Source organism: Bradyrhizobium sp. Pa8 (genome assembly GCF_052588265.1).
The window spans coordinates 9,370,846-9,384,464 of sequence record NZ_CP176767.1; the positions used below are offsets into that span (position 1 = coordinate 9,370,846).

Annotated in this window: 10 protein-coding genes; 2 read left to right on the forward strand and 8 right to left on the reverse strand. The window is 64.8% G+C overall.

Annotation, left to right across the window (positions count from 1 at the left end):
• Nucleotides 1-118: 118 nt before the first annotated feature.
• From ACKWRH_RS44490 to ACKWRH_RS44520, 7 genes are all read right to left on the reverse strand, one after another.
• Nucleotides 119-2,092, reverse strand: a complete 1,974-nt coding sequence (locus ACKWRH_RS44490; protein ID WP_445218705.1) for an acetyl-CoA carboxylase biotin carboxylase subunit — start codon at nt 2,090-2,092, stop codon at nt 119-121.
• Nucleotides 2,089-3,705, reverse strand: a complete 1,617-nt coding sequence (locus ACKWRH_RS44495) for an acyl-CoA carboxylase subunit beta (RefSeq protein ID WP_445218706.1) — start codon at nt 3,703-3,705, stop codon at nt 2,089-2,091. The genes ACKWRH_RS44490 and ACKWRH_RS44495 overlap by 4 nt, the downstream gene beginning before the upstream one ends.
• Before the next feature lie 117 nt (nt 3,706-3,822).
• Nucleotides 3,823-4,689, reverse strand: a complete 867-nt coding sequence (locus ACKWRH_RS44500; protein ID WP_028155241.1) for a 3-keto-5-aminohexanoate cleavage protein — start codon at nt 4,687-4,689, stop codon at nt 3,823-3,825.
• A 195-nt stretch (nt 4,690-4,884) separates the two neighbouring features.
• The gene (locus tag ACKWRH_RS44505) at nt 4,885-5,685 is read right to left on the reverse strand and encodes a helix-turn-helix domain-containing protein (protein ID WP_028155242.1); all 801 of its coding nucleotides are present in this window, start codon (nt 5,683-5,685) and stop codon (nt 4,885-4,887) included.
• 207 nt (nt 5,686-5,892) lie between these two features.
• On the reverse strand, nt 5,893-6,549 hold the full coding sequence (locus tag ACKWRH_RS44510; RefSeq protein ID WP_445218707.1) for a glutathione S-transferase family protein: 657 nt from the start codon (nt 6,547-6,549) through the stop codon (nt 5,893-5,895).
• A complete protein-coding gene (locus ACKWRH_RS44515) occupies nt 6,549-7,712 on the reverse strand; it encodes an acyl-CoA dehydrogenase family protein (protein WP_445218708.1) in 1,164 nt (387 codons plus the stop codon). The genes ACKWRH_RS44510 and ACKWRH_RS44515 overlap by 1 nt, the downstream gene beginning before the upstream one ends.
• Nucleotides 7,713-7,835: 123 nt before the next feature.
• Nucleotides 7,836-8,972, reverse strand: coding sequence for an acyl-CoA dehydrogenase family protein (locus ACKWRH_RS44520; RefSeq protein ID WP_445218709.1), 1,137 nt, complete (start codon nt 8,970-8,972; stop codon nt 7,836-7,838).
• A 265-nt stretch (nt 8,973-9,237) separates the two neighbouring features.
• Here ACKWRH_RS44520 and ACKWRH_RS44525 point away from each other — a divergent pair, with 265 nt between their 5' ends.
• Both ACKWRH_RS44525 and ACKWRH_RS44530 read left to right on the forward strand, forming a co-directional pair.
• Nucleotides 9,238-10,788, forward strand: coding sequence for an acyl-CoA synthetase (locus ACKWRH_RS44525; RefSeq protein ID WP_445218710.1), 1,551 nt, complete (start codon nt 9,238-9,240; stop codon nt 10,786-10,788).
• Between the two features lie 88 nt (nt 10,789-10,876).
• Nucleotides 10,877-12,097 (forward strand): ABC transporter substrate-binding protein, encoded by a 1,221-nt coding sequence (locus ACKWRH_RS44530; protein WP_445218711.1) that lies wholly within the window; start codon nt 10,877-10,879, stop codon nt 12,095-12,097.
• On the opposite strand, the gene ACKWRH_RS44535 is transcribed toward ACKWRH_RS44530, so the two are convergent.
• Nucleotides 12,094-13,584 carry a glycosyltransferase family 2 protein gene (locus tag ACKWRH_RS44535; RefSeq protein WP_445218712.1) on the reverse strand — a complete coding sequence of 497 codons (1,491 nt, stop codon included), beginning with the start codon at nt 13,582-13,584 and terminating at the stop codon, nt 12,094-12,096. The genes ACKWRH_RS44530 and ACKWRH_RS44535 overlap by 4 nt on opposite strands.
• Between the last annotated feature and the right edge of the window lie 35 nt (nt 13,585-13,619).

Below are 13,619 nucleotides of genomic sequence, written 5' to 3' on the forward strand. Positions count from 1 at the left end.
GAGCTTCCGTAGGGTGGGCAAAGCGAAGCGTGCCCACCATCCCCAAGCGCAATCGCCGGACGTTGGTGGGCACGGCGCTTCGCGCCTTTGCCCACCCTACGGCACCGCGTTCACCGCGCTACCCCGCCCCGATCTCCGCCACGATCCTGCCCGTGGTGACCTGCTCGCCTTCGGCGACGTCGATCGCGGCGACCACGCCGTCGATGCCGGCCTTGTGGACGTGCTCCATCTTCATTGCTTCCAAGGTCATCACCGGTTGGCCGGCGGCGACGCGGTCGCCGGGCTTGACCAGCACGGCGACGACGCGGCCGTTCATGGCGGCGCGGACTTTGCCATCGCCGCCATTGCTCGCAGCCGCCTTTGGCGCGGCGAGGGTGAGATCGGTGACCGCAAGCGGGATGCCGCGATGCTGGAGGTAGAGCCGGCCGCCGTCGCGCAGGAATTTTGCGCTGTCCATCACGCCGTCGTGGCGGAAGCGGATGGCGTCGGGATCGAGCTGGTCGATCTCGAACTTGTCCTGACGGCCGTCGGCGGCGACGATGTAGCCGCCATCACGCTCACGCGTGATTTCGAGCTCGTGAGGGTGGCCGGCGATCTCGACTTTCGCCGGCAGCGGGAATGTTGCCGCCAGGCTTCGTCCGCTGCGCCAGGACGGAGCCTGCGGATTGGTGACATAGAGCAGCAGGCCCGCCAGCGCCGTATCGAATGCAGCATTCGCCGGCGCCAACAGTTCGTCGCGATGTGCGCCGATGAAAGCTGTCGTCGCCTCGCCCCCGGCAAATCCGGGATGGCGCAGGCAGGACATCAGGAACGCCTGGTTGGTGGTCACGCCAAACGCAGTAAGTTGCTCCAGGCCGACGATCAGCCGCCCCCTCGCCTCCTCCCGTGTCGCGCCATGGCTGATCACCTTGGCGATCATGGAATCGTAGAACGGTGGGATCTCCGCGCCCGATTGCAGCGCGTGCTCGACGCGGACGCTGTCAGGCACCTGCCAGCACGCCATGCGGCCGGACTGCGGCATGAAATCCTGCGCGGCATCTTCCGAGCACAGCCGCACCTCGATGGCGTGGCCTGAGAACTTGATGTCCTGCTGCTTCACCGGCAATGGCTCGCCGCGCGCGACACGCAGCTGCAGCTCGACGAGATCGAGCCCGGTGATCGCCTCGGTGACGGGATGCTCGACCTGGAGCCGCGTGTTCATCTCCATGAAGTAGAACTCGCCGCTTGCGTCGAGTAAAAATTCCAGCGTGCCGGCGCCCTCATAGCGCAGCGCCTTGACCGCGGCGACCGCGACCTCGCCCATTTTCGCGCGCAACGCGGGCGTGACCGCCGGCGACGGTGCCTCCTCGATCAGCTTTTGGTGCCGCCGCTGCACCGAGCAGTCGCGCTCGCCGAGATGGATAGCGTTGCCGTGGCTGTCGCCGAACACCTGGATCTCGATGTGGCGGGGATTCTGGATGGCGCGTTCGAGGATGACCGTGGGATCGCCAAAGGCGGCGTTTGCCTCCGACCGCGCACTGCGCAACGCATCGGCGAAGGATGCAGCATCGTTGACGAGCCGCATGCCACGTCCGCCGCCGCCCGCGACCGCCTTGATCATCACAGGGAAGCCGATCTTCCTGGCTTCCGCAAGCATGACCTCGTCGCCTTGGTCGGCGCCCTGATAGCCGGGCACGCAGGGCACGCCGGCCTTCTTCATGATCTCCTTGGCGCCGGCCTTGTTGCCCATCGCCTCGATCGCCTGCGGCGAGGGGCCGATGAAGACGAGGCCGGCCTCCTTGCACGCTTGCGCAAAGTCCTCGTTCTCGGCGAGGAAGCCATAGCCGGGATGGACGGCATCCGCGCCGCTCACCTTGGCCGCGGCGATGATCGCGGGAATATTGAGGTAGGATTGCGCCGGCAGGGCTTCGCCGATGCGCACGGCCTGGTCGGCCTGCCGCACATGGAGCGCATCGCGATCGGCATCCGAATAGACCGCAATGACGCCGAGGCCGAGCTGCCGCGCGCTGCGCATTACGCGCAGCGCGATCTCGCCGCGATTGGCAACCAAAACCTTGAAGAACGGTCGGTGCTGCACTGATCCGTTCCTCATGGGCGGGCCACCGAGAATTGCATGCGCTGGGGCGTGCGCGTATCGCCTTCGCGGCAGATCGCGAGCACCTCGGACAGCACCGCGCGGGTGTCGCGCGGATCAATTACGCCGTCGTCGAGCACGCGCGCGCTGGTCGAGAACACGTCCATCTGGACGTCGAACACGCCGATGATCTGCGCCTTCATCGCGTCGAGCTTTTCTTTCTCGACCGGCTTGCCGCGGCGCGCGGCGGCAGCCTCGGTCACGATCGCCATGGTTTCCGCCGCCTGCTCGCCGCCCATCACAGCGGTCTTGGCGTTGGGCCAGGAGAAGCAGAAGCGCGGATGGAAGCCGCGTCCGCACATGCCGTAATTGCCGGCGCCGAACGAGGCGCCGCAATAGATGGTGATCTGCGGCACCGTCGCAGACGTGACAGCCTGGATCATCTTGGAGCCGTGCTTGATCATGCCGGCTTCTTCATAGGCCTTGCCGACCATGTAGCCGGTGGTGTTGTTGAGATAGAGCAGCGGCGTCCGGGTCTGGCAGCAGGCCTGGATGAAGTGCGTCGCCTTGTTGGCGCCGGCGGGATCGAGCGGGCCGTTGTTGGTGATGATGCCGATCGCGTGGCCCTCGATGCGGGCATGGCCGCAGACGGTGGCGGGGCCGTAATTGGGCGCCATCTCGGTGAAGTCGGAATCGTCGACGATGCGCGCGATCACCTGCTTCATGTCGACCGTGCGCTTGTGGTCCATCGGCATGATGCCGAGCAGCTCGTCCTGGTCGTAGCGCGGCGGCTTGAACTGCGGAGCCGCCCGGCCCGGCCGCTCCCATTCCAGCGCCGCCATGATCTCGCGCGCGATGCGCAGCGCATCGCGGTCATCCTCCGCGAGGTAATCGCCGAGGCCGGAGACCTGGGTGTGCATCTCGGCGCCGCCGAGCTCTTCCTCGGTCGCGATCTCGCCTGTCGCGGCCTTCAGCAGCGGCGGCCCCGCAAGGAAGGCGCGGGTGCGGCCACGCACCATGACGATGTAGTCGGACAGGCCGGTCTGGTAGGCGCCGCCCGCGGTCGACGAACCGTGCGTGACGGTGACGACCGGCAGCCCGGCAGCCGAGAGCCGCGCGAGATTGCGAAAGATGTTGCCGCCACGGACAAAGTCCTCGACCCGGTAGCGCAGCAGATTGGCTCCGGCGCTTTCGACGAGCTGGACGTAAGGCAGCTTGTTCTCCAGCGCGAGCTCCTGCACCCGCAGCGTCTTGTCGAGGCCGTAAGGTTGGAGCGCGCCCGCATCGATGCCGGCGTCATTGGCGCTGACCATGCAGCGGACGCCCGAGACGAAGCCGATACCGGCGATGACGCCGCCGCCCGGCACGCTCTTGTTTGCATCCGGCACGTCGAACATGTAGCCGGCGAGCGTCGACAGCTCGATGAAGGGCGCACCGGGATCGAGCACCAGCGCGACGCGTTCGCGCGGCAGCAGCTGGCCGCGCTTGTGGAAGCGATCCTTTGCCGCCGCCGACGCCGCACGCGTGCGCTCCTCCAGCGCGCGCATGCGGTCGATCAGGCCGAGCATGCCGTCGCGGTTGGCGTGGTAGGCGGCGCTGCCGGGGGAAATGGTGTTGTCGAGAATGGACATCAAAACTCCTGCCCGTCATTCCGGGGCGCGCGTAGCGCGAGCCCGGAATCCATACTCCGGATCGTGGTTATGGATGCCGGGCCTGGCCTTCGGCCATCCCGGAATGACGATGTGTACTTACCGATTCGTCCCAAAGATCTTCCGCGCCTCGGCGGGGCTTGCGATTTCGCGGCCCGCACGGCGGGCGCAGGCGGCGATGGCCTCGATCAACTGGCCGTTCGAGGTCACCTTCTTGCCGTCGGCGAGATAGAAGGCGTCCTCCAGACCGGTGCGGAGATGGCCGCCGAGCTCGGCGCAGCGCTGGTGCAGCGGCCAGATCTCCTCGCGGCCGATCGCGGTGACCTGGAAATGCGCCTCGGGCCGTTTCAGCTTGATCAGGATCGGCAAGAGATCGGGATCGGACGGCATGCCGGAGGCAACGCCCATCACGAAATTATATTCGAGAGGACCTTTGTACATGCCGACCTGATGGTACATGCCGACGCAGCGGACGATGCCGACGTCGAAACATTCGAACTCGGGGATGGTCCCGACCGCGTTCATGACGTCGAGATAGTCTTTCACCTTCTCGACCGCGTTGTCGAACATCATCGGCGGCCACGCCCAGGTGTTGTCGGCCTTGACCTTCAGGTAGTTCAGCGAGCCGGCGTTGCAGGCCGCGATCTCGGGCCTGGTCTCGCGGATGCAGTCGAGCGCGCCGCTGTAGTTCGGCCCTGAGACGCCCGAGGTGTGATTGATGATGACGCCGGGGCAGGCCTCGCGGATCGCCTGCTGAATCTCCTTGCTGACACTCACGTCCCAGGACGGCAGATGTCCCTTGTCCGGCGCCTGCTGGCGCAGATGGATGTGCATGATGCTGGCGCCGGCATCGAACGCAGCCTTGGCTTCGCGCGCCATCTGCTCGGGCGTCACAGGCACGTTGTGCTGCTTCGGGTCGGTGAGCACGCCGTTCAGCGCGCAGGTGATGACGGCCTTGTCGCTCATGCCAAAAATGTCTCGCACGTTGAGAATTCAACGCTTGCGATCATGTGATGAGCGGCATGCGGCTTCTTGCGCGGAGAAGCTGGAAAAAGGCGAGTTGTAGGGTGGGTTAGCCGAAGGCGTAACCCACCTCTTTGGTTTCTGCGGAGACAGAAGTGGTGGGTTACGCTTCGCTAACCCACCCTACGAAAGACGATGTCAACTCGCTTCTGCGAGCCGCACCGTCTCGGTACTGCGGTAGATCGCAAGGTCGCGCGAACCGACGAAGATCGCGCGCGGTTTCAATCCATAGAAGCGCCGGATCGAATGGCTGAAATGGGTCGAGTCGGGATAGCCGATGTCCTGCGCGAGGTGGGCGAGGTTGAGGTCCTGGTTGGCGAAGTGCAGCAAATGCCGCGCGCGCTTCCAGGCGCGGAAGGAGCGGAAGGAGATGCCGGTCTCCTCCTTGAACAGATGCAGGAAGCGCGAGGCCGAGAGGCCCGCTTCGGCTGCGCACGTATCCGCCGTCACCGGCTCGCCGGAGAAGCGACCGATGCGGGCGACGGCGCGCATCACGCGCGGATCGAGCACGCGACGCGGCAACGCCTCGCCAAAGCACATCTCGTCGAATTCGGCGGTGGTGATGTCGCCATAGCGGCGCTGGCGCAGCAGGGCGTAGGCGGCAAGGATCTTGCGGGCATAGACGGCCCGGTCGGGTCCGGTCAGCCGCTCGGCCAGGGCCTCGATCACGCCGTCCGGCATGCTTTCCGGCTCGAGCGTCACGCTGATTGCAGTGCGGTAATCGCTGGCGATGGAATGCCGCTGGTTCGGCAGGGTCACGAACAGCTCGCCGGTGGCGAGAACGTCGTCGATCGTCAGATGCAGGCCGCCCTTCACCGCGACATAGACGTGGCAGCAGCCGGGGGTGCGCTTGCGGGGGCGGCCGAGCAGGCCGGCATAGAATACCCGCTCCGGCGTGATCAGCATCAGATGGTCGGATTCGCGACCGTTATCTTCCATTGGGATCCTCCTCGCGCGGCTCTTTGGCCGCTGCGGACGGAGGTCACCTTAGCGGAAATTTGGGCGCTGTCACGGCGCGATAGCGCTGTCATGGAAACATGCGTTATCGTTCCGGGGCGGTCCGCCGGACCGAAATCGGAACCTGGAGATTGCTGCGCGCGATTCCGGGTTCGACGCTTCGCATCGCCCCCGGAATGACAGCTTCCCTTACGCCCTCACGCGCGGCGCAACATTCTGCTCGACGCCGGCCTTCTGCTCCGCAGCGACCGCGCGCTTGAATCCGTCGCGCTGCTGCAGCCGCGCCCAATAGGCTGCGACATTTGGCCCGAAATCCTTGGCGAGTCCGATATTGTCGGCGAGCCGGAGCGCGTAGCCGATGACAATGTCAGCGGCGGTGAAGCGGCCTGCGCACAATGTTTCGGCATTCGCCGTCGCCGCCTCGACCGCACGCAGACGCCCCAGGAACCATTTTGCATAGTCCCCGGCGACCTGCGGATTGCGGCGCTCTTCGGGCTCGAGTTGGGTGTATCGGAGCACCAGCGTCTGCGGGAAGGTTAACGTGGCATCGCTGAAATACATCCAGTTCAGGAACGCGCCATAGGCGGGATCTTCGGGGCCGACCATCAACGGCGTCGGCCCGTGCTTGATGCCGAGATAGTGGCAGATGCCGGAGGACTCGGTCATCTTCGTCTCGCCGTCGACCATGAAGGGAATGGTGCCGAGCGGATTGAGCGCAAGGTACTCCTTGGCGAAGACCCGCGGCGGAAACGGCAGCATCTTCAATTCATACGGAAGCCCCATCTCCTCCAGCATCCAGAGCGGACGGAACGAGCGCGCGGCGTCGCAGTGATAGAGCGTGATCATCAGGCGTTTCCCTTACTCCCCGGCAGCGTGCCCATCATCTTGCACAGGACCATCAGCATGACCTCGTCGGCACCGCCGCCGATCGATGTCAGGCGGCTGTCGCGATAGGCACGGCTGACCGGCGTCTCGTTGGTAAAGCCCATTCCGCCCCAATATTGCAAGCAGGCGTCGGTGAGCTCGCGACCGAGCCGGCCGGCTTTCAGCTTGGCCATGGTCGCAAGCCTGGTCACGTCCTCGCCGGCCACGAGTTGCTCGGCGGCACGATAGATCAGCGCGCGCAACAGTTCGACCTCGGTCTGCATCTCCGCGAGCTTGAAGTGCACGACCTGGTTGTCGAGGATCGACTTCCCGAACGCCTTGCGGTTGCGGGTGTACTCGATGGTCTCGTCGATGATGTATTCATGCGCCTTCAGGCAGGCCGCCGCGCCCCAGAGCCGTTCCTCCTGGAACTGGATCATCTGGTAGGTAAAGCCCTTGCCCTCCTCACCGATCCGGTTGCACTTGGGCACGCGGACATTGTCGAAGAAGATCTGCGCAGTGTCCGACGAGCGCATGCCCATCTTATCCAGCTTGCGCGCCACCGTGACGCCCTTGCTCTTCATGGGCACACAGATCAACGACTTGTTGCGGTGAACCGGCCCATCGCCGGTGTTGGCGAGCAGGCAGATCCAGTCGGCCTGGGTGCCGTTGGTGATCCACATCTTGCCGCCGTCGATGACGTAGTCATCGCCGTCAGAGCGCGCGTTGGTCTTGATCGAGGCGACGTCAGAGCCGGCGCCGGGCTCGGAGACGCCGATGCATGCAACAAAATCGCCGGCGATCGAGGGCGCCAGGAATTCGCGCCGCACCTCGTCCGAGCCGAACCGCGCCAGCGCCGGCGTCGCCATGTCGGTCTGCACCCCGATCGCCATCGGCACGCCGCCGCAGGTGATGGCGCCCAGCTCCTCCGCCATCATCAGGGCGTAGGAATAATCGAGGCCCGAGCCGCCGAACTCGACCGGCTTGTTCAATCCGAGGAAGCCGAGGCTGCCCATCTTCTTGAACAGCTCGTGCGCCGGGAAGATGTCGGCCTTCTCCCATTCATCGACATGAGGATTGATCTCGTTGGCGATGAATTTTTGCAGGGAACGACGGATGTCGTCGTGGTCGGCGGTGAATAGCATTTCTTCCCCTTCGTCATTCCGGGGCATCGCGCAGCGATGAACCTGGAATCCATTCCTCTAAGACATCTGCGGCACGATGGATTCCGGGCTCGCGCTGCGCGCGCCCCGGAATGACAGCGTGCATCACAACCCCATCTGCCGGCTGGCCAGATCCTTCATGATCTCCTCGGTGCCGCCGCCGATGGCGTTGACCTTGACCTCTCGGTAGATGCGCTCGGCCTTGATGCCGCGCATGAAGCCGGCCCCGCCGAAGATCTGCACGGCTTCCGAGGCGCAGAACGCCATGGTCTGCGTCGCCTGGTTCTTCATCATGCAGATCTCGGCGACCGGACTCTCGCCCTGCTCCAGCCGCCAGGCCAGCATTTCGAGCATCGCCTGGGACGCCGCGACCTTCTGCGCCATGTCGACGATCTTGTGCCGGATGACCTGATGCTGGGCGAGTGGCTTGCCGAAGGTCTTGCGCTCCTTGGCATAGGCGATCGCCTCGTCGAGGCAGACCCGCGCGAAGGCGGTGCAGCCCGCCGCCATGCCCATGCGCTCGCTGTTGAAATTCCGCATGATGATCTTGAAGCCCTGGCCTTCCTCGCCGATCAGATTTTCGGCCGGCACGCGGCATTCGTCGAAATGCAGCGTCGCGGTGTCGGAGGCCCACCAGCCCATCTTCTTCAGTTTTGTCCTGGACAGGCCGGGCGTGTCGCCCTCGACCAGGAGCAGGCTGACGCCGCCCGCGCCCTCGCCGCCTGTACGCACCGCAACGGTCAGATAATCGGCGCGCACGCCCGAGGTGATGAAGGTCTTCTCGCCGGTCACGACGTAGTGATCGCCATCGCGCCGCGCCCTGGTGCGAAGGTTCGCGACGTCCGAGCCGCCGCCCGGCTCGGTGATCGCCAACGCGGAGATCTTCTCGCCCGACAGCACTTGCGGCAGCACGCGCGCCTTCACTTCCGGGCGTGCCGCCCGCGCGATCGGCGGCGAGCCGATGGTGTGGCTCATCAGGCTGGCGCTGACCCCGCCGGCCCCCGCGCGCGCCAATTCCTGGCTCGCGACGATCTTCATGAACTGGTCGGCGGCGATCCCGCCATATTCCTCGGGGAATCCGAGCCCCAACAGGCCGATCTCGGCCGCCTTGCGATAGAGCACGCGGGGAAATTCGCCGGCCTCGTCCCATTCATAGGCAAAGGGCGTGATCTCCTTCTCGACAAAGCGGCGCATCACCTCGCGGAAGGCGTCGTGCTCGGCGGTATAGAACGGGCTCTTCATCGTCGTCTCGCCCTGCTGGCGGATTCGTGTTGGCCACCATGGCTGGAACATCTGCCGTTCACTTGCGCAGAGTGGCTGACCGGGGGAACGCTCCATGCGTAGCCCATGCCTAGCAACTCAACGCAAGACGATTTTCGCCGCTCACAGGCCAACTCCGGGTCAAAAAAAGACGTGGCGCACAAACTCCGGCTGGCTCCAGGGCCACGCCGGGATGTTGCCCGGCAATAGGGACGCAGGCGGCACAAGACCGCCGAGGGAGGGATTTTTGGCCGTTCGTTATTACGACTGGATCGTCCATCACAGCCGCCGCACGCCTGATAAGGTCGCGGTGATAGACCTCGCGAGCGCGCGCCGCTTCACATATTCGCAGCTCGACGCCCGCGTCTCGCGCCTGGCCGGATTTCTCCGTGACGCGCTCAAGGTGTCGCGCGGCGACCGCGTCGCGGTGCTGGCGCTGAACACGACCGATACGCTGGAGGTGCAGTTCGCCTGCGGCCGGCTCGGCGCGGTCTTCGTTCCTCTGAACACCCGCCTCACCGTTCCCGAGCTCCAGTTCATCACCGGCGACTGCGCGCCGAAGGTGATGATCCATGACACTGATCTGGCCGAGACGGCGCTCGCGGTCGCAAAGCTCTGCGGTATCGCGACCAGCCTGCTGCTTGGCCCAGGCGCCGCCTACGAGGCCGGCATCGCCGCAGCAAAACCTCTCGACCGCACGGAAGAAGTCACGCTCGATGACGTCTCGACCATCATGTACACGTCGGGCACGACGGGGCATCCGAAGGGCGCGACCATCACCCATGGCATGACGTTCTGGAATTGCGTCAATCTCGGCGGCCCCGCCTGCATCGGGCCATCCTCGGTGCTGCTGACCGTGCTGCCGCTGTTCCACACCGGCGGGCTCAATTGCTACACCAACCCGGTGCTGCATGCCGGCGGCACCGTGATGATCATGCGCGCCTTCGATCCCGGCACGGCGCTCGGCCTGATCAACGATCCCGCGCAGGGCATCAACGTGTTCTTCGGCGTGCCCGCGATCTACCAGTTCATGGCGCAGCATCCGGCCTTCGCGACGACTGACTTGACCCGGTTGATCGTCTGCGGTGTCGGCGGCGCGCCGATGCCGGTGCCGCTGCTCAAAGTCTGGGAGGCGCGCGGCGTCGCGCTGCAGCAGGGCTACGGCATGACCGAAACCTCGCCGGCCGTGCTGGTGCTGGATCGCGAGGATGCGGCACGCAAGGCCGGCTCCGCCGGCAAGCCGGTGCTGCACACGGAGGTGCGGATCGTGCGACCCGACGGCAGCGATGCCGATGTCGGCGAACTCGGCGAGCTCTGGGTCAAGGGCCCGAACATCACGCCGGGCTACTGGAACCGGCCGGAGGCGAACAAGACGTCCTTCACCGACGGCTGGCTGCACACCGGCGATGCGACGCGCATCGACGAGGAAGGCTTTTACTATATCGTCGACCGCTGGAAGGACATGTACATCTCGGGCGGCGAGAACGTCTATCCGGCCGAGGTCGAGAACGTCCTGCATCAGCTAAGCGCGATCGCGGAGGCCGCCGTGATCGGCATTCCCGATCCGCAATGGGGCGAGGTAGGCCTCGCCATCGTCGCGGCCAAGCCCGGTCAGCGGCTTACTGAGGCAGATGTCTTCGCCCATTGCGCGGCCAATCTCGCGCGCTTCAAATGCCCGCGACAGGTGCGCTTCGTCGATGCGCTGCCGCGCAACGCCACCGGCAAGATCCACAAGCCGACCTTGCGGAAAGAATTCTCGGTGGCGTCCGAAGTCGACAAGAAAGTCGCCAATGCCTGATCAAAGCGCCCCTTGCGGGCGCTTCTTCGTTTCTGACGTGCCTGCTCCAACCCAGAAGAAACCGCAAAGAAAACCCCAAGGAATTTTCATGAACAAGAAACTCTCCCTGCTTGCCGCAGCGACGGCGTTGACCCTGGTTGCGACCCCGTCCGCGTATGCGCAAAAGGCGTACGACACCGGCGTCACCGACACCGAGATCAAGATCGGCAATGTCGAGGCCTATTCCGGTCCCGCCTCCGCCTACGGCATCATCGGCAAGACCGAGGAAGCCTATTTCAAGATGATCAACGACCAGGGCGGCATCAACGGCCGCAAGATCAACTGGATCTCCTATGATGACGGCTATTCGCCGCCGAAGACCGTGGAGCAGATCCGCAAGCTGATCGAGAGCGACGAGGTCTTCCTGGTCTTCAACGCGCTGGGCACGCCGACCCAGACCGCCGTGCAGAAATATCACAACTCCAAGAAGGTGCCGCAGCTCTTCCTCGCCACCGGCGCCAGCAAGTGGAACGACCCGAAGGGCTTCCCCTGTACCATGGGCTTCCAGCCCAGCTACCGGGTCGAGGCACAGATCTTCGCAAAATACATTCTGAAGGAGAAGCCGGACGCGAAGGTCGCGATCTTCTATGCCAACGACGATTTCGGCAAGGACTACCTCGCCGGCATCAAGGACGTATTCGGCGACAAGGCGTCGAAGCTGATCGTGGCCGAAGAGAGCTACGAGACCTCGGAGCCGTCGATCGACGCCCACATCGTCAAGCTCAAGGGCACCGGCGCCGATGTCTTCGTGAACATCGCAACCCCGAAATTCGCGGCCCAGGCGATCAAGAAGATCGCGGAGCTGGAGTGGAAGCCGATGCACCTGATGACCGACGTCTCGGTGTCGATCGGCGCGGTGATGAAGCCGGCCGGCCTCGAGGCATCCGAGGGCGTGCTGTCGGCCGGCTATCTGAAGGATGCGTCGGATCCGCAGTGGAAAGACGACGAGGGCATGAAGAAGTTCATGACCTTCATCGACAAGTACATGCCCGGTGCGAACATCTCGGACGCTAATCTGGTGTACGCCTATGCCGCAGCCCAGACGATGGTGCAGGTGCTGAAGCAGTCGGGTGACAATCTGACCCGTGAGAACGTGATGAAGCAGGCCGCGAGCCTCAAGGACTTCGTCCCTGATACGCTGATCCCGGGGATCAAGATCAACACCTCGGCCACGGACTTCGCGCCGATCGAGCAGCTCAAGATGTGGCGGTTCAAGAAGGGCCAGTGGGAGCTGTTCGGCGACATCATCAGCGCCGAAACGGGCGGCTAGCCACGCATCGCAGCAACGGGCGGAGACGTGCAGCTGACGTCTTCGCCTGCACTGACGTCGATCCCCGCGACCGGCAGGCCGAGCCGGCGCGGGTCATCGATGGCCGCAAAGCGCGGACATGCCCATGCCAGGATCGTCCTGCCCGACGGCGGCAGATCGAGCTGAAGAACGAAGGCACCCGCGTCGATCGCGGTCGCGGCATCCGCAACGCGCACGCCGTCGAGATAGAACTGCACGCCGATCCGATCCAGCGGCCCGCGAATCTCCGGCGACGCGATGCGAATGATGGTGCGCCCAGGCGGCGCCTCGATCAGCAAGGCGGCTTCCGGCTCGCTCCAGCGGAAGCTGCGGCCCTGCCAGACCTCCCAGGCATGGAAGCCGGCCTCTGCGACCATCTGATCGCCGAGATTCTGCGCAGCTCCGCCAAGGCTCTCCCGAATGCCACGGATACAATAGAGGCGCTGACAGTGGATCAGCGCGGCGATATAGCGCTTCAGCCAGCGCGCGATGCTGCCGCGAGAGCCGCCCATGGTGAGCACGGTCAGACTGCAGCGCGCATAGCCCGCCGACAAACGTGCAAGACCAAGCGCAAGGCGGTCGCCGGCCAGTGCGATCGCGCCCCAACGCCCGATCGCCTGCAGGCCTTCGTCGGTCACGCGGCCGGCGCGCATCCGTGCAGCAAGGGCGCTACGCGCCAGCGCGACGTTGAAATCGCCGCGGCTGCTCCATTCGATCGGAATGTCGAGCAGTTCGCTGCCGGGATCGTTGCGCGCTTCGCTGAGATAGCGGATCTCGCCCCGTACGAAATCGAGCGTGAATGTCTTCAGCTCGCCGATTTCGCCGATATAGTAATGATGGAAGCGCGCCTCCTCGAGATAGCCGATCGTATGGCCCCTCGCGTGATACGCGGCGGCGAGCACCCATTCGGCGAAATGGCCGAGCTCCTCGCGCAGGCCGCCGCAGTCCCAATAGACGTCGCGCCGCGTCACGAAGCACTGGTCCAGCACCTTGCGCCAGGGATGCTGCTTCATGCCGAACTCGATGTCGGCCTGGTACATGGCGGCCTCCGCCTCGGACAACCGGTTATGGCAGATCGGCACCGACTGGCAGGAGAACCCAGCCCAGTCGGGACGCGCGTCGATCGCGCGGATGCAGGCCTCCATCACGTCAGGCTCGGGCCGGCAATGCGATTCCGTGAAGAACAGATATTTGCCGCGGGCCTTGGCGGCGCCGAAGGCGCAGAGCCCGATGTCATGGTCCGAATTGGTGAATTCGAGGCGCGCTTTGCCGCCGGCCAACGCCTTCAGCTCGTTGAGTGCCTTGAAATCAGGCGGCACCACCAGGATGATTTCGTAAAGCGATTTGTCGGCGGTCTGCGACGTCCAGCCGAGCCAGGACAGCTCCCACTGCCCGCGGTGATGTTCCAGCGGGATGATGATGGAGAACAGCGGAGATTCACCGCCGTATGGTGCGGGCACGTCCTGCATGTTCCCTTATAGACGCACGCGACGCCATTCCGGAC

Bases quoted from the DNA above. Each gene is read 5' to 3' on its own strand.
- ACKWRH_RS44490 (WP_445218705.1), bottom strand. From the start codon at position 2,092: ATGAGGAACGGATCAGTGCAGCACCGACCGTTCTTCAAGGTTTTGGTT.
- ACKWRH_RS44495 (WP_445218706.1), bottom strand. From the start codon at position 3,705: ATGTCCATTCTCGACAACACCATTTCCCCCGGCAGCGCCGCCTACCAC.
- ACKWRH_RS44500 (WP_028155241.1), bottom strand. From the start codon at position 4,689: ATGAGCGACAAGGCCGTCATCACCTGCGCGCTGAACGGCGTGCTCACC.
- ACKWRH_RS44505 (WP_028155242.1), bottom strand. From the start codon at position 5,685: ATGGAAGATAACGGTCGCGAATCCGACCATCTGATGCTGATCACGCCG.
- ACKWRH_RS44510 (WP_445218707.1), bottom strand. From the start codon at position 6,549: ATGATCACGCTCTATCACTGCGACGCCGCGCGCTCGTTCCGTCCGCTC.
- ACKWRH_RS44515 (WP_445218708.1), bottom strand. From the start codon at position 7,712: ATGCTATTCACCGCCGACCACGACGACATCCGTCGTTCCCTGCAAAAA.
- ACKWRH_RS44520 (WP_445218709.1), bottom strand. From the start codon at position 8,972: ATGAAGAGCCCGTTCTATACCGCCGAGCACGACGCCTTCCGCGAGGTG.
- ACKWRH_RS44530 (WP_445218711.1), top strand. From the start codon at position 10,877: ATGAACAAGAAACTCTCCCTGCTTGCCGCAGCGACGGCGTTGACCCTG.
- ACKWRH_RS44535 (WP_445218712.1), bottom strand. From the start codon at position 13,584: ATGCAGGACGTGCCCGCACCATACGGCGGTGAATCTCCGCTGTTCTCC.